This is a genomic window from Pseudomonas sp. PH1b (assembly GCF_000633395.1).
In the GTDB taxonomy this organism is placed as follows: domain Bacteria; phylum Pseudomonadota; class Gammaproteobacteria; order Pseudomonadales; family Pseudomonadaceae; genus Aquipseudomonas.
In genome coordinates, this window is sequence record NZ_AYMU01000010.1 from 137,318 (window position 1) to 160,784 (window position 23,467).

The 23,467-nt window shown below is 56.9% G+C and carries 20 protein-coding genes and 1 tRNA gene; 15 read left to right on the forward strand and 6 right to left on the reverse strand.

The window, feature by feature from the left end; all coding sequences use genetic code 11:
• Positions 1–82: 82 nt before the first annotated feature.
• Positions 83–793, forward strand: a complete 711-nt coding sequence (locus U873_RS0117820) for a response regulator (protein ID WP_025129532.1) — start codon at positions 83–85, stop codon at positions 791–793.
• Positions 790–2,130 (forward strand): cell wall metabolism sensor histidine kinase WalK, encoded by a 1,341-nt coding sequence (locus U873_RS0117825; RefSeq protein ID WP_025129533.1) that lies wholly within the window; start codon positions 790–792, stop codon positions 2,128–2,130. The genes U873_RS0117820 and U873_RS0117825 overlap by 4 nt, the downstream gene beginning before the upstream one ends.
• A 45-nt stretch (positions 2,131–2,175) precedes the next feature.
• Here the strand turns inward: U873_RS0117825 and U873_RS0117830 are convergent, their stop codons facing one another.
• Both U873_RS0117830 and U873_RS0117835 read right to left on the reverse strand, forming a co-directional pair.
• On the reverse strand, positions 2,176–2,913 hold the full coding sequence (locus tag U873_RS0117830; RefSeq protein WP_025129534.1) for a hypothetical protein: 738 nt from the start codon (positions 2,911–2,913) through the stop codon (positions 2,176–2,178).
• 48 nt (positions 2,914–2,961) lie between these two features.
• On the reverse strand, positions 2,962–3,807 hold the full coding sequence (locus tag U873_RS0117835) for an AraC family transcriptional regulator (protein WP_025129535.1): 846 nt from the start codon (positions 3,805–3,807) through the stop codon (positions 2,962–2,964).
• 84 nt (positions 3,808–3,891) lie between these two features.
• On the opposite strand from U873_RS0117835, the gene U873_RS0117840 reads away from it, so the two are divergent.
• The 4 genes from U873_RS0117840 to U873_RS0117855 all read left to right on the forward strand — a co-directional run bounded on the left by U873_RS0117840 (position 3,892) and on the right by U873_RS0117855 (position 8,272).
• Positions 3,892–4,515, forward strand: a complete 624-nt coding sequence (locus tag U873_RS0117840) for a glutathione S-transferase family protein (protein WP_025129536.1) — start codon at positions 3,892–3,894, stop codon at positions 4,513–4,515.
• Between the two features lie 127 nt (positions 4,516–4,642).
• Complete coding sequence (locus U873_RS0117845) at positions 4,643–5,986, forward strand: SidA/IucD/PvdA family monooxygenase (protein ID WP_025129537.1); 1,344 nt, start codon at positions 4,643–4,645, stop codon at positions 5,984–5,986.
• Between the two features lie 68 nt (positions 5,987–6,054).
• Positions 6,055–7,377 carry a diaminobutyrate--2-oxoglutarate transaminase gene (ectB, locus tag U873_RS0117850; RefSeq protein WP_025129538.1) on the forward strand — a complete coding sequence of 441 codons (1,323 nt, stop codon included), beginning with the start codon at positions 6,055–6,057 and terminating at the stop codon, positions 7,375–7,377.
• On the forward strand, positions 7,367–8,272 hold the full coding sequence (locus tag U873_RS0117855; RefSeq protein ID WP_025129539.1) for a DMT family transporter: 906 nt from the start codon (positions 7,367–7,369) through the stop codon (positions 8,270–8,272). The genes ectB and U873_RS0117855 overlap by 11 nt, the downstream gene beginning before the upstream one ends.
• An 82-nt stretch (positions 8,273–8,354) precedes the next feature.
• On the opposite strand, the gene ppk2 is transcribed toward U873_RS0117855, so the two are convergent.
• Positions 8,355–9,251, reverse strand: a complete 897-nt coding sequence (gene ppk2, locus U873_RS0117860) for a polyphosphate kinase 2 (protein WP_177330286.1) — start codon at positions 9,249–9,251, stop codon at positions 8,355–8,357.
• A gap of 421 nt (positions 9,252–9,672) precedes the next feature.
• Between ppk2 and U873_RS0117865 the strand changes: the two genes are divergently transcribed.
• The 5 genes from U873_RS0117865 to U873_RS36720 all read left to right on the forward strand — a co-directional run bounded on the left by U873_RS0117865 (position 9,673) and on the right by U873_RS36720 (position 14,914).
• Entirely contained in the window at positions 9,673–10,338 is a 666-nt protein-coding gene (locus tag U873_RS0117865; RefSeq protein ID WP_025129541.1) for a M35 family metallo-endopeptidase, read from the forward strand.
• Between the two features lie 353 nt (positions 10,339–10,691).
• The gene (locus U873_RS35300; protein WP_081818679.1) at positions 10,692–12,230 is read left to right on the forward strand and encodes an RNA-directed DNA polymerase; all 1,539 of its coding nucleotides are present in this window, start codon (positions 10,692–10,694) and stop codon (positions 12,228–12,230) included.
• Positions 12,231–13,439: 1,209 nt separating this feature from the next.
• The gene (locus tag U873_RS36710; protein ID WP_157838100.1) at positions 13,440–14,129 is read left to right on the forward strand and encodes a hypothetical protein; all 690 of its coding nucleotides are present in this window, start codon (positions 13,440–13,442) and stop codon (positions 14,127–14,129) included.
• Between the two features lie 121 nt (positions 14,130–14,250).
• Positions 14,251–14,769, forward strand: a complete 519-nt coding sequence (locus U873_RS36715; RefSeq protein WP_157838101.1) for a hypothetical protein — start codon at positions 14,251–14,253, stop codon at positions 14,767–14,769.
• A gap of 1 nt (position 14,770) precedes the next feature.
• Positions 14,771–14,914 carry a hypothetical protein gene (locus U873_RS36720; protein ID WP_157838102.1) on the forward strand — a complete coding sequence of 48 codons (144 nt, stop codon included), beginning with the start codon at positions 14,771–14,773 and terminating at the stop codon, positions 14,912–14,914.
• A 1,486-nt stretch (positions 14,915–16,400) separates the two neighbouring features.
• On the opposite strand, the gene U873_RS34800 is transcribed toward U873_RS36720, so the two are convergent.
• The 3 genes from U873_RS34800 to U873_RS0117900 form a co-directional block, all read right to left on the reverse strand.
• Positions 16,401–17,327 carry a DUF4062 domain-containing protein gene (locus U873_RS34800; RefSeq protein ID WP_051586093.1) on the reverse strand — a complete coding sequence of 309 codons (927 nt, stop codon included), beginning with the start codon at positions 17,325–17,327 and terminating at the stop codon, positions 16,401–16,403.
• A gap of 101 nt (positions 17,328–17,428) precedes the next feature.
• A protein-coding gene (locus U873_RS0117890; RefSeq protein WP_371261318.1) for an IS3 family transposase occupies positions 17,429–18,585 on the reverse strand; the annotation gives its coding sequence in 2 pieces (ribosomal slippage) (positions 17,429–18,322 and positions 18,325–18,585; 1,155 coding nt in all).
• A gap of 174 nt (positions 18,586–18,759) precedes the next feature.
• Positions 18,760–18,844: transfer RNA gene (locus tag U873_RS0117900), tRNA-Leu, on the reverse strand.
• A 108-nt stretch (positions 18,845–18,952) separates the two neighbouring features.
• Here U873_RS0117900 and queA point away from each other — a divergent pair.
• The 4 genes from queA to secD all read left to right on the forward strand — a co-directional run bounded on the left by queA (position 18,953) and on the right by secD (position 23,464).
• Positions 18,953–20,017, forward strand: coding sequence for a tRNA preQ1(34) S-adenosylmethionine ribosyltransferase-isomerase QueA (gene queA, locus U873_RS0117905; protein ID WP_025129544.1), 1,065 nt, complete (start codon positions 18,953–18,955; stop codon positions 20,015–20,017).
• A gap of 14 nt (positions 20,018–20,031) precedes the next feature.
• Positions 20,032–21,147, forward strand: a complete 1,116-nt coding sequence (tgt, locus tag U873_RS0117910) for a tRNA guanosine(34) transglycosylase Tgt (protein WP_177330287.1) — start codon at positions 20,032–20,034, stop codon at positions 21,145–21,147.
• A 47-nt stretch (positions 21,148–21,194) separates the two neighbouring features.
• Positions 21,195–21,533 (forward strand): preprotein translocase subunit YajC, encoded by a 339-nt coding sequence (gene yajC / locus U873_RS0117915; RefSeq protein WP_011063224.1) that lies wholly within the window; start codon positions 21,195–21,197, stop codon positions 21,531–21,533.
• 62 nt (positions 21,534–21,595) lie between these two features.
• Complete coding sequence (gene secD / locus U873_RS0117920) at positions 21,596–23,464, forward strand: protein translocase subunit SecD (protein ID WP_025129546.1); 1,869 nt, start codon at positions 21,596–21,598, stop codon at positions 23,462–23,464.
• Positions 23,465–23,467 lie beyond the last annotated feature (3 nt).

A 23,467-nucleotide genomic window follows, 5' to 3' on the forward strand; every position in this document is an offset into this window, starting at 1 on the left:
TTGTTGCGGTATTGAAATAAATGACGGGGTGCGTCGAATGGTTTTGAATAACCTGTCCTGAACCTCTTAAGTGATGCCTCTGGTGAGCAGTCTTTTGATCGTGGACGACGACCTTGAAGTCCTCGCGCTGCTGAAGAAATTTTTTGTCCAACAGGGCTATCAGGTCACGGTGGCCACTGATGGTGCTTCACTGTGGGCGGCCATGGAGCGCGAAGCGCCGGACTTGATCATCCTTGACCTGATGCTTCCCGGCGACAACGGCCTGACCCTGTGCCAGCGCTTGCGCCAGCGCTACGCCACACCGGTGATCATGCTGACCGCCATGGGCGAGTTGAGCGACCGGGTGGTGGGCCTGGAGATGGGCGCCGACGATTACCTGAGCAAGCCGTTCGATGCCCGTGAGCTGCTGGCGCGGGTGCGGGCAGTGCTGCGCCGTGCGGGTGAAAACCGGCCGGTGAGCGGCGAGCTGCCCAGGCCGCTGATTCGCTTTGCCGACTGGCAGCTGGACCTGACCCGCCGCGAATTGCGCTCCCCGGACCAGGTGATGATTCCGTTGTCGGCGGGGGAGTTCGACCTGCTGCTGGTGTTTGTCGAGCACCCGCAGCGCATCCTCACTCGCGAGCAGTTGCTCGACCTGGCTCGTGGCCAGGCCCATGACGCCTTCGATCGCAGCATCGATGTGCAGGTCAGCCGCCTGCGGCGCAAGCTGGAGTTCGACACCAAGCGCCCGGCGATGATTCGCACCGTGCGCAATGGCGGCTACCTGTTCACCCCCAGCGTGAGCCGTCAATGAAACTGATCAGGCCCTTGTGGCGCTACCGCCTGCGGGACACGGTGGCGCGCTGGATCGCCCTGACCATCATCATGGCGATGCTCACCGCCCTGGCCTTCAACGCGCTGTTCGTGCAGTTGGCCGGGGTCTGGGCCTATCCGCCGCTGGCGGAAACCGGGCTGCTGGAAAAATCTTCCGCCATCGTGCACATGATCGAGGCCTCGGAGCCGGCGCAGCGCCCGCGGCTGGCGGCGGCGGTCAGCAGCGAGCGCCTGGGCGTCACCTGGCAGCAGGAGCGCCAGGGGCTCTATCTGCCGCCGGTGGACGATCCGGAATACGGCACTGGATCGGAGGCCATTCGTGCCTTGCTGCAACCCCCCATGCGGCACATCGAGGCCTACCAGCCCAGCGACTGGCCAGGCCCAGACGGGCGTTACGCGTTGCTGGTGCAATTGACCGATCAGTCCTGGCTGATGTTTTCCTCGGCTTCCCGCAGTTGGGGGCTGGAGGAAGGCACGCGGAACCTGATCGTGATTGTCCTGGTGCTGATCTCCACCGGCCTGGTGGCGTTGATCGCCACCCGGCGCCTGGCCAAGCCGCTGCAGCAGTTCGCCCAGGGAGCCCGACGCTTTGCCGTGGACTTTCGCGCACCGCCCATCGAACCGGTGGGGCCCCATGAAATCCGCCAGGCGATCCTCGCCTTCAACGCCATGCAGGCGCAGTTGCAGCACTTCATCAAGGACCGCACGCAGATGCTCGCGGCGATTTCCCATGACCTGCGCACGCCCTTGACTCGCATGCGCTTGCGCGGGGAGTTCATCGAGGACGAGGATCAGCAGCAACGGCTGTTTCGCGATGTCGATGAGATGCAGGCGATGATCAACTCGGCCCTGGAGTTCTTTCGCGACGATGCGCGGCTGGAGCAGGCCACCCAGTTCGATCTGGCGGAGCTGCTGCAGACCCTGGTGGACGACTACCGCGACCAGTCGATTCCGATCGTTTTCAGCGGCCCGCCGCGCCTGGTGTATTGCGGCCGGCCCCTGGGACTGAAGCGGGTGATGACCAACCTGCTGGATAACGCACTCAAGTACGGTGCCGAGCCGGTGATCCTGCTGGAGCAGGGCCCGGATCAACTGCGGGTGCGGGTGCTGGATCGTGGACCGGGCATTCCATCGCAGGCATTGGAACAGGTGTTCACGCCGTTCTTCCGCCTGGAGAGCTCACGCAACAAGAGCACAGGCGGTGTGGGCCTGGGGCTGTCATCGGCCCGGGCGATCGTGCGTGAGCATGGCGGTGAGTTGCGCCTGTTCAACCGCGCAGGCGGGGGGCTGGAGGCCCGGGTGGAGTTGCCGCTGTAGACCCCGCCGGCAACGGCCAAGGCGGGGTTCAGCAGGAGCCTGGCCTCAGGACCAGTCGAAGCAGAACAGCACCAGCCCTTCCACGGGCTCGTAGAACATCACGATCAGGTCGGCACCGCTGATGCCGTAGTGGCTGGCCGGCACGCTGAGGGCGTGCTGGAAACGCCGGCCCGCCGGGCTCAGGGGCCAGATATCGATGTCGCCGCTGTCGTCGGTGGCTTCGACGATGTCCATGGGGAACTCTACGGTTTCCACCCAGTTGCCGTAGCCTTCGGCCACGCCACCCATCTCATCGATAAAGGTCAGGCGCTGCTCGGCATCCTGCGCCCAGCTCAGGTAACCGCGTTCCTGATAGCGCTGGCGCGCTGCCTGATAGGCCGCGCGTTCTTCGGCGTAATGGCGCTGCAGGTCGGCGCGCCCGTTATAGGGTGGCTCGGGCAGTTGGGCATTGTCCGGGTGCAGGAAGAAGTAGCGTGGGTCGCCGCACAGGCGGTAGCGGCCGTCTTCGAGCTTCAGGCCGATCCAGTTGGTCTTGAGCAGCTCGGTGTCGAAGCCGCAGTTTTCCGTCAGCTGACCCACCAGCCCTTCGGACGGCTCGATGGGGCTCAGCAGGTGCAGGCGCCCGGACCATTCGGGATTGATCAGGCTGGCATCGATGGACAGCAGCGGCAGCAGGTGTTCGGCCAGTTCCTGCTGATCGGCGACGAACAGGTCACGGGCGTCGGGAAAAGCCACGGCGCCAGCGGGCAGTTGGGTGAGTTCCGGGGTTGCAACGGTAGGCATGAAGCGGTCCTTGGGTTGAGGCTCAAAGGGGGAGGCGGGGCGCGCGATTCAAGCGCGGCTGTTGCGGAAGCTGCCAGGGGTGATGCCCACCACCTTCTTGAAGGCGCGGGTCATGTGGCTCTGGTCGAAAAAGCCACAGCTGAAGGACGCTTCGGCCAGGCTGGATCCGGTGCGCAGCAGGTTCTGCACCTGGGCCACGCGTTTCTGGATCTGATAGCTGTGGGGCGACACGCCCACGGTCTTCTTGAACACACGGATCAGGTACAGCGGGTCCATGTCCACCAGCTGCGCCAGTTCCTCCAGGGGAATGTGCCGGGCGTATTCGTCTTCGAGTTTTTTCTTGATGAACTTGATCGCGCTGCGTTCGGCGCTGGCAATGGCGGCAATGGGCGCGCCGCTGCGCTCGAAAAGCTGGGTCACCAGGTCCAGGAGGATGGATTCGCGCTCCAGGCTGGGCGGGGAGTTCTCGATGATCTGGTGCTGCTGGAGGAATGTCAGGGCAAAACCCGGATCCAGGTTCAACGCACTCTGGAACAGATGGATGTGCTCGGCGCCGAAGCGTCCCTGGAAGATCGTGCGGTTGACCCAGCCAGGGTCCAGGTAAAGCATGCGGTACATCCAGCCCTGGTCATGCCCGGGCAAGCCGTCATGAATTTCCCCAGGGGTGATGGTGACCACGCTACCGGCACTGCCCAAGTAGTAGTCACCGCGATAAAACAGTTTTTCCACCCCGCTGCTTATAACCCCGACTGCATAACGATCATGGGAGTGCCTGCCGAAAGACTGGTTGCTGTAACGCGCGGACAACAACTCGCAATCGCCTTCGGGTATTCGCCAGAACTGAACGAAGTCCTTGTCTTTCTGGGGGACTTTACCGCGTCCGTGCTCATCCATGAGTTTGTCCAGTTTTGTGCAATACGGTGGAAAACAGAGCCGCTAAATTTAGCACCCATTTCATTACGCAAGCTAGGGAAAGTGATGCCTACAAAACTAGTTATTGGCGATTACAAAAAGTCTTCATGGTCATTGCGTGCATGGCTGGTTCTTGTATCGGCAGACGTTTCCTTCGAGACCATTCAGGTCAAGCTGGAACAGGACGATACCCGTCAGCAGATCCTGCGCCATTCGCCCTCGGGCAAGGTGCCGGCGCTGCTGCTGGACAAGGTGGTGATCAACGACAGTCTGGCCATCTGCGAGTACGTTGCCGGGGCCTATCCGTCGGCCAACCTGTGGCCCCAGGACCCACTGGTCAAGGCTCAGGCCCGCGCCGCTGCGGCCGAGATGCACTCGGGTTTCGTCAACCTGCGCACGCAGATGTCCTTCGGCTTGAACACTGGCGATACCCCCGAGCCGCTGACCGCCGATACCCAGGAAGAGATCCAGCGGATCTTCGCCATCTGGAACAACCTGCGCCAGGCCAGCGGCTCCAAGCAGTTCCTGTGCGGCGACTTCGGCATTGTCGACGCGATGTTCGTACCGGTGGTGTTCCGCTTCCGCCGTTATGGCGTGGCAGTACCGGCGCAACTGCAAGCTTATGTCGAACAAGTTCTGGCTTATCCGCCCGTGCAGAAGTGGCTGAAGTTGGCCGCAGCGGAAGTTTGAAAAGAGCCAGTTACTTATAACGAATAACGCTAACTAAAAATTAATGAATCTTTGACTGAAGGCAGAAAAGACCCTGGTGTTTTTTCTGCTTTTTCGAGTCTGACTTTTGTTTCAGGGAGGGGAGTTTATGAGTGTTCATAAAGTGACTGCCAAGGATGTTGGCCGTGACGGGCAAATCTACGACGTGATTGGCATTGGTTTTGGCCCGGCAAACATCGCCCTGGCCATCGCCATGGAAGAAATGGAGTTTGCCGGAACCCGGCTGTTTCTCGAACGTCACCCGAGCACTCAATGGCAGCCGGAGATGATGCTGTCCGGCAGTGATATCCAGAATCACCCGAGCCGCGACCTGGTGACCCCGCGCAACCCGCGCAGCCGCTACACCTTCACCAATTTCCTGTTCGAAAACGATCGCCTGTTCGAACACCTGAACCTGGGCCTGGAGTTCCCGCTGCGCAGCGAGTTCGCCGAGTACGTGCGCTGGGTGGCCGGGTTCTTCGCCCGGGACGTGGCCTACAACCAGAGCGTGGCGCAGATCCAGGTCGACCCGCTGAGCAACCTCTACACCATCACCACCCAGGCCGGTGTGCAGTACCAGGCGCGTGCCGTGGTCCTGGCCCCGGGCCGTACCCCGGTGATTCCGCAGGTGTTCGCCAACGCCGCACCGGACCGGGTGTTCCACCTCACCCAATACCTGGGGCGCCTGGCCCAGCTGGCGCAAAAGGGCGAGCTCAAGCGCGTGGCGGTGGTCGGCGGCAGCCAGAGCGCCATCGAGATCATCCTGCACCTGCGCCACACCTACCCGACCCTGGAAATCGTCAACCTGCAGCGCGGCTACGGTTTCCGCCTCAAGGACACCAGCCAGTTCAGCGAGCACGTGTACTTCCCATCCTTTGTCGACCAGTACTACAACAGCTCCGCCGAGGCGAAGAAGAACATCAACCGCCACTTGCACTACACCAACTATTCCGCTGCCGATGCCGACGTGATCAAGGAACTCTACGTGGGCATGTATGAGGACAAGTTGCAGGGCCGTGAGCGGGTGGTCATCAAGGGCCTCAACGATATCCAGGGCTGTACGCCGGAGGGCGAGGGCTATCGCCTGACGCTGCTCAACACCCATACCCAGATCACCGAGGAACTGGGCGGGCTGGACGCCATTGTCCTGGCCACCGGTTTCCGCAACCTCGGCACCGGCCCTCAGGAGGAGCGCTACCCGGCGATCCTCAAGGACCTGGCCGAGCACCTGGACTGCGATGCCCAGGGCGTGATCCGCATCGGCCGTGACTACAGCCTGGCAGCGGCCAAGGGCAGTCACTTGCCGGCGCTGTACCTCAATGGCCTGTGCGAATCCTCCCATGGCTACGGTGACGCCGGCTCTTTCAGCCTGCTGTCGCTGCGCTCAAGGGAGATCTTCAACTCGCTGAACCAGCAACTGGGCCTGGCCCAGGCGGCGGAAAAGATCGCCTGAACCACGGTCACCTCGAATCCTGAACCTCGACCCCTTTATGTGAGCAGGCAGTAATGGATATTTCAGAAATGGATGAGTTGGGCGTATTTGCTGATGTGGAATCCTCGGCGCGCAGCTATTGCCGCAGTTTTCCGGTGGTCTTCGACCAGGCCCAGGGCAGTTATCTCTATGACCTGAAAGGCCAGGCCTACATCGACTTCCTCAGCTGTGCCGGGTCGGTGAATTACGGGCACAATCCCAAGGCGGTCAAGGCTGCGGTCATCGACTACCTGCAACGGGACGGCATCCAGGCCGCCCTGGACATGCACAGCCGGGCCAAGCAGGAGTTCATCTACAACTTCCGCAAGATCATCCTGGCGCCACGGGCTCTGTCCTACAAAATGCAGTTCACCTCGCCCACCGGCACCAGCGTGGTGGAGTCGGCGGTCAAGCTGGCGCGCAAGATCACCGGGCGCCGACACATCGTGGCGTTCACCAACGGTTTCCACGGGATGTCCAACACCTCCCTGGGCCTGACCGGCAATCGTGACAACCGCCAGCCCGGGGTCGACCCTTATGTGTTTCGCCTGCCCTTCGATGGCTACCTTTCGGGGCTCGATTCCATCGAGTACTTCGAGCGCCTGCTCAAGGACAACAGCTCGGGGATGGACATTCCGGCGGCGGTGATCCTGGAAACCATCCAGGGTGAAGGCGGAATCAACGTGGCCTCGGCAGAGTTCCTGCAGCGCCTGCGTCAACTGACCGCCGAGCACGGCATTCTGCTGATCGTCGATGACATCCAGGCCGGCTGTGGCCGTACCGGGACCTTCTTCAGCTTCGAGCCCTCGGGCATCACCCCGGACATGGTCTGCCTGTCCAAGTCCCTCAGCGGCTATGGCCTGCCGTTCGCTCTGTTGCTGCATCGCCCGGAGCTGGATCAGTGGGCCCCTGGCGAGGACAACGGCACCTTCCGCGGCAACAGCCTGGCGTTTGTCGCCGCCACCAAGACGGTGCAGGAGTTCTGGAGCGATGACCGCCTGGTCAAGCACATCCAGGCCAACGAGGCGCAGCTCAGGGAATGGTTAAGCGAGGTCACTGAGCGCTTTGGCGGGCACATCAAGGATGTGCGCGGGCGTGGGTTGTTCTACGGGATCGAGTTCCATGACCCGGCCCTGGCCGCCGGGGTGATGCGTGCCTGTTTCGCCCGGCGCCTGATCATCGAGCGCTGCGGCCCGGTGGACCAGGTGCTCAAGCTGATGCCGGCGCTGACCATCAGCAGTGAAACGCTGCAGGCCGGTCTGGCGAGCATCTTCGATGCCATGCAACAAGTGCTGGAGCAGGGCACCTTGAGTGACCCGGTCCAGGACGTCGATCCTCTGGTGTTCATTAATGGAGTCGCGCATGTCGACTAATACCAACCGCGCCATCATCGAGCTGACCATCGGCGGGCTGATGCTCAGCCTGTCGGCGCTGGCCGTGGCCTTTGCCAACATCGGTGCCGGCGGTGCCGGCTTCTACCGGATGCTGTTTGCTTCGATCCTGTTCTTCCTGCTGCTCAAGGTGCGGCGTATCCCGGTGCTGCTCAAGAGCACCAAGGCGCAGCTGTACACGGCCCTGGCCGGGGTGTTCCTGGCCATCGACCTGGTGCTCTGGCACCAGAGCATCTACATCGTCGGCCCGGGCATCGGCTCGATCCTGACCAACTGCCAGGTGTTCTTCATGACCCTGCTGGGCCTGTACCTGCTCAAGGAGAAGCCGTCGATCTACTTCCTGATCTCCATCACCCTGGCATTTGTCGGCCTGTACCTGTTGCTGCTGCCGGAAATGACCAGTGCGATAGGCATCAAGGGCGTGGTGTACGGTGTGCTGTCGGGCCTGGCCTATGCCATCTGTGTGTACTTCCTCAAGGTCAACACGCAGTTGCCTGATGGCGGAGGTGACAAAATCGCACAGATGCTCAACCTGAGCCTGTGGGCCGCGCTGGTGCTGCTGGTGTACGCCCTGGCCATGGGTGAAAGCCTGGCGATCGTCGACGGCCAGACCCTGGTGATGCTGATCATCTATGGGGTGATGGTGCAGTTTGTCGGCTGGTTGCTGGTCAACCGTTCCATCGGCGCCATCAGCCTCGGGCTGGCGGGGTTGATCCTGTTGCTGGAGCCGGTGATCACCTACTTCGTCGACGTGGCGTTCCTCGGCAAGGCCAGCTCGGTGATGCAGATCAGCGGCGCGCTGTTGACCATCTTTGCGGTGTACATCGGCTCGATCAAGCCGCCGGAGAAGGTCGCGCCAGTGACCGAGGCCGCCTGAGGCCCCGGCCAAAGCTATTGTTCCGCTCCACTTTCTGCGCGTAGACCCGCCTGGCCTGCGCGCAGTTTTTTTTGCCGGTAAATCAGGCGGACAAGGCCAGCCTCGTCGCCCCGGCATCGGCCGCGGCCTGGGCCTGGGTCCGATCATCCTCTTCCACCACCCGCGAAGCGCGGCCCACCAGCAGCGGGTCCGGTGCATGGGCGACTTTCAAGTCCTTGCCCGGGTAGTCCAGCTCGTGCAGGAAGTGCCGGATGCAGTTGATCCGTGCGCGTTTCTTGTCGTCGGACTTGATCACCGTCCACGGCGCATCGGCGGTGTCGGTGTGGAAGAACATCGCCTGCTTGGCGGCGGTGTACTCGTCCCACTTGTCCAGGGACTTGATGTCGATGGGCGAGAGCTTCCAGTGCTTGAGCGGATCGTCCCGACGGGAGATGAAGCGTCGCAGCTGCTCTTCCCGGTTCACCGAGAACCAGAACTTGAACATCAGGATGCCGCTGTTGCACAGCATGCGTTCCAGCTCTGGGGTCTGGCGCATGAACTCCAGGTATTGCAGGGGCGAGCAGAACTCCATCACCCGTTCCACCCCGGCGCGGTTGTACCAGGAGCGGTCGAAGAAGACCATTTCCCCGGCAGTGGGCAGGTGCTGGATATAGCGCTGGAAGTACCACTGGCCCTTTTCCTGTTCCGAGGGTTTTTCCAGGGCCACGATCCGCGCGCCGCGAGGGTTGAGGTGCTCCATGAAGCGCTTGATGGTGCCGCCCTTGCCGGCGGCGTCACGGCCTTCGAACAGCACCACGATGCGCTGGCCGGTTTCCTTGACCCAGCTTTGCACCTTGAGCAGTTCGATCTGCAATTCGTTCTTGGCTTTTTCGTATTCGGCGCGGCGCATCCGGCTGCGGTACGGGTAGTTGCCCGGCAGCACGGCCGACACGCTGTCTTCGTTGGAGCCGCGGGGCGCGCTGGCCACCTGCAGGGCCATGGGCTTCTGGCTGATGGCGCTGATCTCGGCTTCGGCGGCCTTTACCGGGGCCGCCTTGGCGGTACGTGGGCGGCGCGGACGGGGTGTTGCAGGTTTGCGCGGGGTGCTCTTGGTGGGGCTGGTGGTGGCCTCCGGCAAGGCTTTGGGTTGGGGGCGGAGGGTGGATTCTTCACTCATATAAGGAGGGCCTATGCGTCTTGTTCAAATGTTCGTTTACAAGTGTATGGCCCTCAAACGTCGGGTCTTTGACCTCCGTCAAGGTTGTGCCCGAGAGAAGCTTGTATCGGGCGCGCGGGCTCCAGGGCCTGGGCCACGGAAGCAATTCCTGCTGATGTGCCGGAGAACTCGGGACTCCAATGCAGGTGTCGCCCCTGGCAGGGGGAGCGACATTCCTCGGAACCTGCATGGAAGGATGCTGAATATGGATACTGATACTGTTGTCCGTTCAACCCGCCGCCTGGCGCTTCGGCTGCAAAGCCTGCTGTTGCTGCTGGGGCTGGGCGCGCTGGCGCAATCGGCGCTGGCGATCAATGTGGCGTTTGACGGGTCCTGCGCCACCCAGGCCGATCGCACCGCTGTGAGCAATGCCGTGGCCGTCGCCACCACCTGGTCGAGCAATGCCTACAACCAGGTCAACAACAATGAGGCGGCCTTTCGCAACAATCAGAACCTGGCCTACCGGACCTGGTTCGGCACCTTCAATCAGGACCGCTACCAGCGAGTGCGTGCGGTGCTCGACGGCGTGCGCTTCAAGCTCAACAGCGGCAGCACCCTGACCGCTTATTGCCGGGTCAACCCGAATGATCCATGCGATGCGGCTGGGGATATCGCGGCCACCTTCGTCAATGTTCGCGGGGACGTGGAGGCCTGGTTCTGCACCGCGTTCTTTGCCTTGCCGCCGCGGGTGGGGTTCGACACCCAGGCGGGCAGCGTGGTGCATGAGCTGACCCACTCCATTGGCCATACGGACGATATTGCCGGCGGCTATGGCGTGGCTGGCGCGCAGAACCTGGCAGCCAATCGTCCGAGCGACGCGGTGGAGAATGCTGATAATTACGAGTATTACGCGGAAGATCTGTACGACTGATCAGGAGGGGGAGCGGCCAGGCCTGGAGTGGGGCGTGGTGCCGGCACTTTTCTGTGGACGAAAAAAAAGACCTTGAAATTCAAGGTCTTTTTTTATGTTTGGTGCCCCGAGGGAGACTCGAGGGTTCCATATATTACGTGGCTTGCAGCCAGATTATATCCTCGGGGATACACAGTGGGATACAAGCTTTCTTCTGTTGGGTACTGGCTATAAGAAGAAATCAGGTTTTTCCTCAAGCCTCAGCCAATCGAAGCCCTACTCAGCCGAACTGTATCCGATCTGTTAGCTAGCTGGTAGTTTCGCATTGCCATCATCGGCTAAACGTCTGAAATGAGTTCTCAAGGATAACCGTCATGCTAGAAGCGCTGTTGGAAAAAGGATTTTTGCCTCGAGAGTTACCGCCTTTGTTCACCTCAAAAACCCTAGGCGACGTAGCGCGAGTAACAGGCAAATTGCCGGACAGCTTGACGAAGGCTCAGACAAATTGGACGCAGCCGATGCACCATAATCTGTCAAGGGTTGGCGGACTACGTCGGCGTTTAACTATCCCCAATCCTGCCAATTATTTTCGGCTCGCGAATGTTTTTGCCGTTAATAATGCTCAGTTGACAGCTGAGTGGGCAAAATCACCTTTTTCTCATACCCGACCACATTATGACCCCCAGGGAGCGAGAGCCATCGCATCCAGCTTGGCGGATAGAGCAACTGCGCGTGCTCACTCCCGTGTTGGGGCAAGGTACATTCTGCGTGCAGATATCTCGCAATTCTACTCATCGATCTATACGCACACGATTCCATGGGCGTTGCATACTAAATCTGTTGCTAAAGCAAAATTTAGAGACCTTACACTTTGCGGTAACGTGATCGATAAAGAGCTTCAAGCATGTCAGTCAGGTCAGACTAAAGGAATTGCGATTGGACCGGACACTTCACTTGGAATTTCCGAACTTTTACTGAGTTCAATTGATGCAAGTTTAGCCGCTGAGTGCAAAATAGTTGGAGGTGTAAGATTTATCGATGATATCGAGTTTTCTTTCGCGACATTGTCGGATGCGGAGCATGCCCTTATTATGCTGGAGGCTCAGCTATATGAGCGGGAGTTGCAATTAAATGGAAATAAAACAGCAATTTTTGAATTGCCTAGTGAGCTTGAGTCTATTTATGTTAGTAAGCTCAGGCCAATAATTCCTTCTGATGGTGCATCTGCGCCTGAGTGGATTGATTATTTTAATCGTGCTTTTGGGCTCGCGCGAAAACATCCAACTGAAGGTGTGCTTAGATATAGTATCGCCGCATTAAAAAGCGTGACAGCTTCCAAGGTTCAGTGGGGTTTGGTTCAAAATCTATTATGGCAGTGCATTGCACTGGATCCAGGCTGTTTGCGTCTTGTTATTGATGTTTTGTTGTTGAACCAAGAAGGCGGCGGGCATGCTCTTGATAAAGAAATAGCGTCTCGAGCAATTAACGCATTGGTACAAGTTAGCGCTCCAGTAGGTCATGGAAGTGAGGTCGTATGGAGCATTTGGACATGTATGCTGTTAGGTCTAACCTTAAGCGACGCTTCGCAAGCGGTTATCGCTCGTATGGATGATGGATGTGTTGCTACAGCTACAATGCAAGCTAAAGTGGTGGGGGTTTTTGATCCTGGCTTTACTTCTGTGTTGTGGGAAGGGTGGTTGGTTGATGACTGCTTCGAGCAAGATCATTGGCTATTTGCGTATGAGTGCTATCGCCGTGATTGGCTACTACATTTAGTTAACGTATCTAACATAGTTGCTGATCCTGTTGCGATCTTGTTCAAAGGTCTTGGTGTGACATTTCTTGATATTGATGCTCCTCACACATATAAGCCAGTACGCGCCACAAGCGATGGTGCTGATGGAGGTTATTGATTCTAATAATCCCAGTCCTCATTAGGGGGGGCTGGGGACCCTGTGAGTTGTTGAGTGATACGGGGTCGGAAACCCGCGAGATCTTGGTAGCGACAGTTCCCCCAGCTTACTGAAATTTCGACGTTGAAATTGAAAGGATATTGAAGAGAAAAGGGCATCGTTACCGCAACGGTAAAGGTGGGCCATTGTGTGGTTAATAGCGAACGGTTGAGCCCGGTCAACCTTGGGGATGGTGTCAAATACGTCAATCTGTCAACCAACGTAGAAAACTCAGCCGCTAACCAGGTGCGGCGGGTTCTCTGCCCCGTGCCTTTCAGATTTGCTCAAGGTCCCCGGCAACCTCTCAGGACCTTGTGCATTTGCACTGGTGAACTGTGTATTCACCCGGTTCACCAGTTCACTAAGCTGTGCACCTTGTCGCTAACACAGTCCTGCGGGTTTCCGACCCCGTATGTGTCTCATTTGCTCAGGGTCCCCCCGGTTCCTGCTGGAATCTCTTCGCTGGTGGTTCGCATTGCCGATGGGGGTGGGGTGGATACTAAAAAAGAAGTGTAACTGGTGTTTCAGGTGTGACGGATCTTAGTAAGTAATTGATTTTATTTTATAAAATTAAGGTTTCACCGTTTTGTATCGCACAAGGTGTGCGGTGTAACGATAGTGAACTGTGTAACGCTTTTTGCCCGAGCCTTCCTAAATTTAGACGCATTGCGCCAAAGGTTCCGAGGAATGCGGTTCGCTTAGGTCTGCTGTCGGCCAGAAGCGGACATCGGCAAGCGACCGCTGTCGGCCATTTCCGGACGTTCGTGGCAGGCAGAAAATCACCAGCGTGATTGGCTTCGGTTGCAGATCCCAATCCTGAGAAATGGCGAGTGTATCGGCGTCGCGCCCAATCGTTCTCAGAGCTACAGTTATCGTATTTCATGTCAAAGATAATTGAGCAACTGCGAAAGACTCACTCGACATCGTAAAGCTTTACCCTCCGGGGCGAGCGAATCGTCACATAACTTAAGAGCAAAGCGATAGACAGCTATCGGCTAAAATCTGCCGGTTGGTCTGTAGTTAAAATGGTGTATAACTCCCTCATACGGTCATTGGAACGCTGAAAGCCTTACCCTAGACACGGATAGCCAGATGACAAGAAGTGTTATACACCACACCCGTCCGGTTAGTTATGCACCATTTGGTGCCTATTTATAGTTGGATTTTTCTATGCATATACCATCTGGTCACGTATTTGAAGCCCTTGCAGAGAAGGGCGTTGACCAACTGCACCATGCAAACAGTGTCGCGACCGCATGTCAGTTCCTAAGGTCACGCGCGCTTCTATCCAGAGGCACAGTTGAGCGTTTGGGTATAACCCAAACGCCTCAGGAGTCCGATGATATTGATCGCCGGTATAGTATCTGGTTCGATGTATTTATGGATTCTGTTGACATCCATCATCGTGCGCGCCGCGCAAATGTATATGGTCCTGTGCTTTTCGTTTTCGATATCGGCTTCATAGATAGAACAGGAACTGGGCGACTATGGGTAACTAAACTAAATCCGACAAAGTGGGCTGGTAAATCAGAAAAACAGCGATGGTTTCAAAGTAAAGAAGATCTAAATAATAATTTTGTGCTAGGGCAGTTCGATCAAATGATTATAGCTCGTCACAGTGGCGGAGAGCTTCCATTCAAAGGGCACTTGAGAAAAATTATATTAGATGATCCGCGTCACGAAGATGGCGATGGAATAGACACATATAGTATGGCTGTAGGAGCTCTTCGACTTGCAATGCAAGATGCGGGGCTTAATATCCCGATTGAGCGCCGTGCCTGCCGTCAAGGTTGTGCGTGCCGACGATACTGGACAGGAAACGAGGATCGAACCCTTAAGATGTTTAGCCCAAAAATCTAACAAGTGTATCTTTCGCTCCGCTCACTGGGCGGGCTAACGTCCACCGCTCAAGCAAACGTTATATCGCAAGCAGAAAATGCGTAAACTCATAATAATTTTTTTCTAAACTGGAAGCTTGCTCATGGATGAAGTCGATCTGGAAAAATATAAAATTTTATACGAGCATCAGAAAAATCAATTCGAAAAAGAAGTTGAGCGTTTTCGGCGCCTTGAAGAAAAAGCGACCAAATATTTTGGCTCTATGACAATTGCTGTAGGTGCCTACCTATTTTTGGTGAGGTGGGCTGTCGAAAGTCTACTTCCACCGAAAAACCTAATAGGTTGGCTTGTTATTTTTTCAATAATTCTAACATTTGTGTCTTTTATGTCTTCATGGAGCTTTTCTTTCAGGGCAACCAAATTATCAGACATCATAAGAATGCCATCTGACACAGCGCTTATCGATTATTTCTCTGACAATCTGAGGGGAACTGTACTGCTTGGCCTATCCAGGAGGTACTCGGAAGCAATAATTGAAATTGAAAAAATATATAGAGACAAACTTTACCTTGTAATTAAAACGTACTCGGAAATAACATTTACCGCATGGTCGCTAACTGTTTCTGTAGCGCTAATCTCTGCAAGCCGATGGAGCAATTAAAATGAGCAGCAATGAAAAAAACCAGTCACCTAAACCAGAAAAGCCTCAAAAGCCAATTGAGGTTCCAGCACCACCACTGGTAGTCGCAACTGAAAGCTATCAGCCTCCGATCCAAAAAATTAATAACCCCAAAGATCCGAAATAGATCTAACAACTGCTTAAAATCGTTCGCTTCGCTCACTGGGGCGGGCTAAAGCCCGCCCCTTAGCCAAATGTTATAATCAAGGGTTACAGCAAAGAGACTTCAGGAAGTGGCACCTCTACTGCCGCTTCGCTCATTTGCATTTGTCTTGCTCCTCGTGATTGCGCCGTGATGGCCCGGCCAGCGTAGCGCATTGATTATGTAGGCGAGGTTCTTTCTGTTCGTTATCGGTAAGCCCTTATTGCTACTGCAGAGCCGCGTTCCGCTAGAGACTTTCGCTGTGTCTCGAGTCGATAACAAATATCACGTCTTTCATGCTTTGCTCTCGGCTCCACTCTCCCGGTTCCAGCTCCTCAGCAGGAAGCCCGACATATGAACGAAGTTTTTTGGCTAGGTCAGATGCCTGTAGCCCAAGTACAGCACATCCCCGCCGTCTTACCTGAAAATATTCGACATGTTCAGGCGGGTCATAATTGAACTCATGGATTCCAGCAAGGTTTCCTTGCAATTGATCTTGTTGATCTGGCAGTCGAAGAATCGAATACATCAGATCCATTGGTAACAGCTTCCACTCAACGTCTACGTCTAACGGCCGAAAATCAGGGTGAGTTACAACTGTCGCGTATTCACCGCGCTCACCAGCCGGCCGGCCGTACTGGGTTCCATCGTCCAATGCAACATGCAAGCAGCCAGTGGCGAATCGATCCAGATGAGAGACGACAATAATCCCAAGGTAAGTCGTGTCCTGTTTGGCCGTTTTCCGCTTAGTCCACCACTCTTTAATCAGGCGAACGTGTTACCGAACAGAACGCCGCTGATACCCGCAACAGCCGAAATGATTGCTGAAACATTCCCTGAATCCATAGTTGCCTCGACGTGAGTCGAGCGTCGTAAACGCTGATTGTATGCACAGCAACTACCGACGTGCATGCTCCCCTCTCTAAGCCGAAAAAAGACACGCCAGTCCCATATCAGTCCCAAATGGGCACTTTTCAGACGCAAAAAAAACAAAACCACCGACTTTGTCTAGGAAAACCAGGGGATTGTGATTACTAAATGTGGCGGTGAAGGATAGATTCGAACCCGCATCACTTCAGGCGCCATTGCATCCCATTTAGCATATGCGCAATGACTGCTATTGGCCGTTTGCAGCCGCTGGCAAACGACCTCGGTCATCAACCGACGTTCGATGTAAAACCGTTTAATGCGAAGCTGCTCGTCGTTTGCAATCGATTTTGTGCAGAGCTATCAGGGCGCACTTTGTCGTGATCAGAACGTGGGATCAGAACGTGGTATGGGGAGCCTGGTCAATGCCGTTAAACAGATAGCAGGAACATGGCAGGCCAGCCCAAGAACGGCAGTTTCCATGCAGAAAAAAAGAGCCCTTCCCACCGGTTCACGAGGTGGGAGGCTACTCAACATAAACGATTTTGAACGCCCCGACAGCCAAACTATTTAATATATTAAACTTCATCCTGCTTAACAGCCTTTATCCCACCTCTCTTTTGAGATTGCTAAAGTCTTCAAAGGCAGCCGGATGCTGAAGTATATCTTCGATAAACTCTTTGGGATAATTACATTTTTCCAATAAATTTCGAATTGATTCGGAGCTCAAAAATGCCTCAAAGAGCGAAGCAAGTCCGATACCTTTTGGCGACTTCTTAAGAAGGTATATTACCAATGGATGCTTTTCGAAAACCCGCAAAGCTCGGGTTCTTAAGTTTTTATTAGATGCCTTTATGATCTGCTCAAAATTGTCAGGCTGAAGTTTAGACATGATTGATTCGGTGTAACTTTTGAGCACCGAACTCAGATCCTTCAGGCCCGCGACTTGAGAAGAAAGGTCTTCGAGTTCATGATCGCGCTTTTTGGTTGCAAGTAAATCGGCAAACAGGCCAGCCCATTGATCTCGTAACCACGATGATAAATCATCGAACTTCTCAAAATCACGGACTAAATTATTTCTTTTTTGGGAGTATATATCATCGATGAGTTTGAAAATATTAACATTATCGACATGAGCGTAGGAAATATCTTTGTTATGTCTATTTTTTTTATAAGTATGGTACTCGGAGTGGACATTTTTCTCGATAAAAATATAAATTGGAATGTCATTAAATCGAGCGGTCTCATACTCTTTTTTTGTCACGGAATTGAAGTGCTCTAGACCTGACTCGACGTCAGTATCCGACGACGGGCTTCCATACCTTCCGCCGATTATTAGTACCAATATGTGACAGCTTTTTATTTCTTCATAGCAAGAAGCATCTAACGGGGAGTCGTGATGAAAAGGAATATCTCCCTGCTCATACAAAACAGATTCATACCCTAATCCATCAATAAAAATCTCAAGACTATTTCGAATATGCTTTAGATCGTAATAAGTAGAAGATACGAAAACACGCGGTTTGGCCATGGCGTTCCATTCCATTTTGCTAAAATTCTGGCTCGACGATATCAAAAAGCCATTCCGCAGTCGATTAATGCTGGTCTGTCCCGGAGCTGGTGGACAGGTAGTTAAGAGTTACTGCTCGCATAGCGCCGCTCAAACTCCATCGGGCTGAGATAGCCCAGCGTCGAGTGGCGGCGACGGTTATTGTAAAAGCGGATGTAGTCGAACAGGTCGGTTTTCGCCTCGTGGTAGCTGGCATAGCGCGTCAGGTACACCCGCTCAGCCTTCAGCGAACGGAAGAAGCTCTCCATCACGGCGTTGTCCCAGCAGTTCCCGGGACGTGAATGGCTGGGCACGATTCGATGTCGTCGAAGTAAGGCCTGGTAGTCGTACGCGCAGTATTGGCTGCCTCGATCCGAGTGCAGCAGCACTTCTTCTTTCGGCTGTCGGCGTGCGATGGCCATCTCCAGCGCGGCGTGTACCAAGGCCTGCTGCATGCGGTGGTGCATCGCCCAACCGACGACGGCTCGTGAATAGAGATCGAGCACGACTGCCAGATACAGCCAACCTTGGGCCGTCCGCACGTAGGTCATGTCCGAGACCCAGTGCCGATTGGCGCGATCCGAGGCGAACTGGCGATCCAGGTGGTTCGGGGCAATCGGCAGAGTATGACGACTGCTGGAAACCAGCCGCCAGCGCTTGCGCGAGCGAACGCGCAGACCGGCTTCGCGCATCAGTCGAGCAACCCGGTGTCGACCACAAGCATGCCCCATGGCCGCCAACTCGGACTTGATTCGGCGATGGCCATAGATCCCATTCACCTCGTGGTGAATGGTGCGGATCTCCTTGCTCAGACGCAGATTCGCCATCTCTCTCGCCGAAGGTGGCCGCTGCTGCCAGGCATAGAAGCCGCTGCGGGATACCCGCAGCAGCCGGCACATTGGCGCTATGGGATAGCGACCAGCCAACGCCTCGATGGCGCGGAACTTCACTTCGTGGGCTGCGAGAAGATGGCGAGCGCCTTTTTTAAAACATCGCGCTCCATGGTGACCTGAGCCAGTTGCTGGCGTAGACGACGCAACTCCGCGCTCTCACCACGCTGCTTGCCGTTGCCCGGAAAGGCATCGTCACCTTGCTGCTCGTACTGGCGCTTCCATTTGCCCAGCAGGCTTTCAGCGATGCCGAGCGTCTCGGCTACATGACGAAGCGGCGTGCCGGCAAGTACCAGGTCTACCGCCTCGCGTTTGAAGGATTCGGGAAAACGTCGTCTGGTCTGGGTCATGAACACTCCTTGCGGTGGACATTGTCCACCTTAAGTCAGTGTCCACTCAGCTCGGGACAGACCAACAACGGATAAGGGGAGATAGGGGTAGATAGCCAGACACAAAAAAACCGGCTCAAGTGGCCGGTTTCCCTGGTCCTGAGAGCCTTATGGAGACTTTCAGATACTGCTATATGGTGCCCCGAGGGAGACTCGAACTCCCACTTCTTGCGAAAACGGATTTTGAATCCGCCGCGTCTACCAATTCCGCCATCAGGGCTCAATGGCGGCGAAGTATAGAGAGGCGGTTACCGTTGGTCAATCGGCTTTCATGGTCAATTTTTACTTATTCCGCTAAACTTTCCGGCCCTGCTAGACGAACCCCATCATGCGCGTTGCTGACTTTACCTTCGAGCTTCCTGATTCGCTGATCGCCCGCCATCCATTGGCCGAGCGTCGCGGCAGCCGTCTGTTGACCCTGGATGGGCCAACCGGCGCCTTGGCCCACCGTCAATTCACTGATTTGCTTGAGCATTTGCGCCCGGGCGATTTGATGGTGTTCAACAATACCCGGGTGATTCCGGCCCGTCTGTTCGGCCAGAAGGCCTCCGGCGGCAAGCTGGAAATCCTCATCGAGCGGGTGCTGGACAGCCATCGCGTGCTGGCCCATGTGCGTTCCAGCAAGTCGCCCAAGCCGGGGTCGAAGATCCTCATCGAGGGCGGCGGCGAGGCCGAGATGCTGGCCCGCCACGACACCCTGTTCGAGCTGGGTTTTGCCGAAGAGGTGCTGCCGCTGCTGGACCGGGTCGGGCATATGCCGTTGCCTCCTTATATAGACCGCCCGGACGAAGGCGCGGATCGCGAGCGCTATCAGACCGTGTACGCCCAGCGCCTGGGCGCGGTGGCAGCGCCAACCGCCGGCCTGCATTTCGACCAGCCGCTGCTGGAGGCGATCGCTGCCAAGGGCGTCGAGACCGCTTTCGTGACCCTGCACGTCGGTGCCGGAACCTTCCAGCCGGTGCGGGTGGAGCGCATCGAAGACCACCATATGCACAACGAATGGCTGGAAGTCGGCCAGGACGTGGTGGATGCCGTGGCCGCGTGCCGGGCCCGTGGTGGCCGGGTAGTGGCGGTGGGCACCACCAGCGTGCGCTCTCTGGAAAGCGCGGCCCGCGATGGCGTGCTCAAGCCGTTCAGCGGCGACACCGATATCTTTATTTACCCGGGGCGGCCCTTCCATGTGGTCGATGCCCTGGTGACCAACTTCCACTTGCCGGAATCCACGCTGTTGATGCTGGTTTCGGCGTTCGCCGGTTATCCCGAGACCATGGCCGCCTATCGCGCCGCGGTGGAAAATGGATACCGCTTTTTCAGCTACGGTGATGCGATGTTCATCACCCGTAATCCGGCGCCCACCGGTCCCCGGGAATCGGCCCCAGAGGAAACTGTATGAGTCGCACCTGTCGTATGTCGTTCGAGCTGCTGGCCACTGATGGCAAGGCTCGTCGCGGTCGCCTGACCTTCCCCCGCGGTACGGTGGAAACCCCGGCCTTCATGCCGGTGGGCACCTACGGCACGGTCAAGGGCATGCTGCCGCGGGATATCGTCGCCACGGGCGCCGAGATCATCCTCGGCAACACCTTCCACCTGTGGCTGCGTCCGGGCACCGAAGTGATCAAGAAGCACGGCGACCTGCATGACTTCATGCAGTGGAACGGCCCGATTCTTACCGACTCCGGCGGTTTCCAGGTGTTCAGCCTGGGGGCCATGCGCAAGATCAAGGAAGAGGGGGTGACCTTCGCCTCGCCGGTGGATGGCGCTAAGGTGTTCATGGGCCCGGAAGAGTCGATGCAAGTGCAGCGCGACCTGGGTTCGGACATCGTGATGATCTTCGATGAATGCACCCCGTACCCGGCTGATGAGGACGTGGCGCGGATCTCCATGGAGCTGTCCCTGCGCTGGGCCCAGCGCTCGAAGAACGCCCATGGCGACAACACGGCGGCGCTGTTCGGTATCGTCCAGGGTGGCATGCACCAGGATCTGCGCATGCGTTCCCTGGAAGGCCTGGACAAGATCGGCTTCGACGGCCTGGCCATCGGCGGCCTGTCGGTGGGCGAGCCCAAGCATGAAATGATCAAGGTCCTGGACTACCTGCCAGGCCAGATGCCGGCCGACAAACCTCGTTACCTTATGGGAGTTGGCAAGCCAGAGGATCTGGTTGAGGGTGTGCGCCGCGGTGTGGACATGTTCGATTGCGTGATGCCAACCCGCAATGCCCGCAATGGGCATCTGTTCATCGATACCGGCGTGCTGAAGATCCGTAACGCGTTCCATCGCCATGATGATTCGCCGCTGGATCCGACTTGTGATTGCTATACCTGCCAGAACTTCTCCCGTGCCTATCTGCATCACTTGGACAAGTGCGGGGAAATGCTCGGGAGTATGCTCAATACCATCCATAATTTGCGCCATTACCAGCGTCTTATGGCTGGTTTGCGCGAGGCTATTCAACAAGGTACATTGGCCGCCTTTGTCGATTCCTTCTATGCCAAACGCGGGTTACCCGTGCCGCCTTTAGAATAAGTTCTAAAGACGTTAAGACACTAATTCTGAAATTATCGGAGTGTTATATGAGCTTTTTGATCCCTGCCGCGTATGCGGACGCCGCTGCACCTGCTGCTGCCGGTCCTGCTGGCACTGGTTTCGAGTGGATTTTCCTGGTCGGCTTCCTGGTCATCTTCTACCTGATGATCTGGCGTCCACAGGCCAAGCGCGCCAAAGAGCAGAAGAACCTGCTGGGCAGCCTGCAGAAGGGCGACGAAGTTGTGACCACCGGTGGTATCGCCGGCAAGATCAACAAAGTGACCGACGACTTCGTGGTACTGGAAGTGTCGGACTCCGTTGAACTGAAGTTCCAGAAGGGCGCGATCGCTGCCACGCTGCCAAAAGGCACGCTGAAAGCCATCTAAGTTTCATCTTTTACCAATCGACGGGGCGCGCAAGGCGCCCCGCGTCATAAACGGGCGGCGTGATGCTGAACAAATATCCTCTGTGGAAGTACCTACTGATCCTGGCGGTGCTGGCGATCGGTTTTATTTATTCCGCTCCCAATCTATACCCTGATGATCCGGCCATTCAGGTCAGCGGCGCGAGTACCGCGTTGCAGGTCACTCAGGCGGATCTGGATCGTGCGAGCAAAGCGCTCACCGACGCCGGCATCAACGTCAAGGCTGCTTCCATTGCCGCCAACGGCAAGGGCGGCCTGCTGCGCTTGATCAACAAGGAAGACCAGCTTCCGGCCAAGGATGTAGTGCGCAAGGCGCTGGGCGATGACTATGTGGTGGCGTTGAACCTGGCGCAAACCACCCCGCAATGGCTGCGCAACCTCGGTGCGCACCCGATGAAACTGGGTCTGGACTTGTCCGGTGGTGTGCACTTCCTGCTGGAAGTGGACATGGACAAAGCCCTCGACGCCCGCCTGAAAGTCTATGAAGGCGACGTCAAGAGCCTGCTGCGCAAAGAGCGCCTGCGCTATCGCAGCCTGCCGCAGCTCAATGGTGCCATCCAGCTGGGCTTCAGCGACGAAGACAGCCGTGAACAGGCCCGTTCGCTGATCCGCAAGAACTTCAATGATTTCGACATCGTACCGGCCGACCTCAATGGCCAACCGGTGCTGCGTCTGGCGATGACCCCGGCCAAGCTGGCGGAAATCCGCGAATACTCCATCAAGCAGAACTTGACCACCGTGCGTAACCGGGTCAACGAGCTGGGTGTGGCCGAGCCTCTGGTTCAGCGCCAGGGCGCCAACCGCATCGTGGTTGAACTGCCAGGCGTGCAGGACACCGCTGAAGCCAAGCGGATCCTGGGCAAGACCGCCAACCTGGAATTCCGTCTGGCCGCCGAGCCGGGTGCTTCCAAGGCGACTTCCGAGTCCTTCGAATTCCGTGAGGGCAACCGTCCTCCTGCGCAGATCGAGCGTGGCCTGATCATCACCGGTGACCAGGTGACCGATGCCCAGGCCGGTTACGACGAGCACGGCCGTCCCCAGGTGAACATCAAGCTGGATGGTCACGGTGGCGAGCTGATGAACCGTTCGACCCGGACCAACGTCGGTCGCAGCATGGCGGTGATCTTCATCGAGCAGAAGCCGACCACCACCTACACCAAGCAAATGGTGGACGGTGTCGAGAAAGACGTGGCGGTGCAGACCTTCAAGGAAGAGAAGAAAATCATCAGCCTGGCGACCATCCAGTCGCCACTGGGCAGCCAGTTCCGCATCACCGGCCTGAACGGCCAGGGCGAGTCCTCCGAGCTGGCGCTGCTGCTGCGTGCCGGTGGTCTGGCGGCACCGATGTACTTCGCTGAAGAGCGCACAATCGGTCCAAGCCTGGGTGCTGACAACATCACCAAGGGTATCGATGCTTCCCTGTGGGGCATGCTGTTCGTGTCGCTGTTCATCATTGCCATCTACCGCTTCTTCGGCCTCATCGCCACCGTGGCGCTGGCATTGAACATGGTCCTGCTGCTGGCCCTGATGTCCTTGCTGGGGGCTACGCTGACCCTGCCGGGTATCGCCGGTATCGTGCTGACCATGGGTATGGCGGTGGACGCCAACGTGCTGATCTTCTCGCGGATACGTGAGGAAATCGCCGCCGGCATGACCGTGCAGCGAGCAATCAACGAAGGCTTCGGCCGGGCATTCACTGCGATTCTGGACTCCAACCTGACCACGTTGCTGGTGGGTGGCATCCTCTTTGCCATGGGCACCGGCCCGGTCAAGGGTTTTGCGGTGACCATGTCCCTCGGGATCTTTACCTCGATGTTCACGGCCATCTGGCTGACCCGCGCGATGGTCAACCTGATCTTCGGCGGTCGTGACTTCAAGAAGTTGTGGATTTAAGGG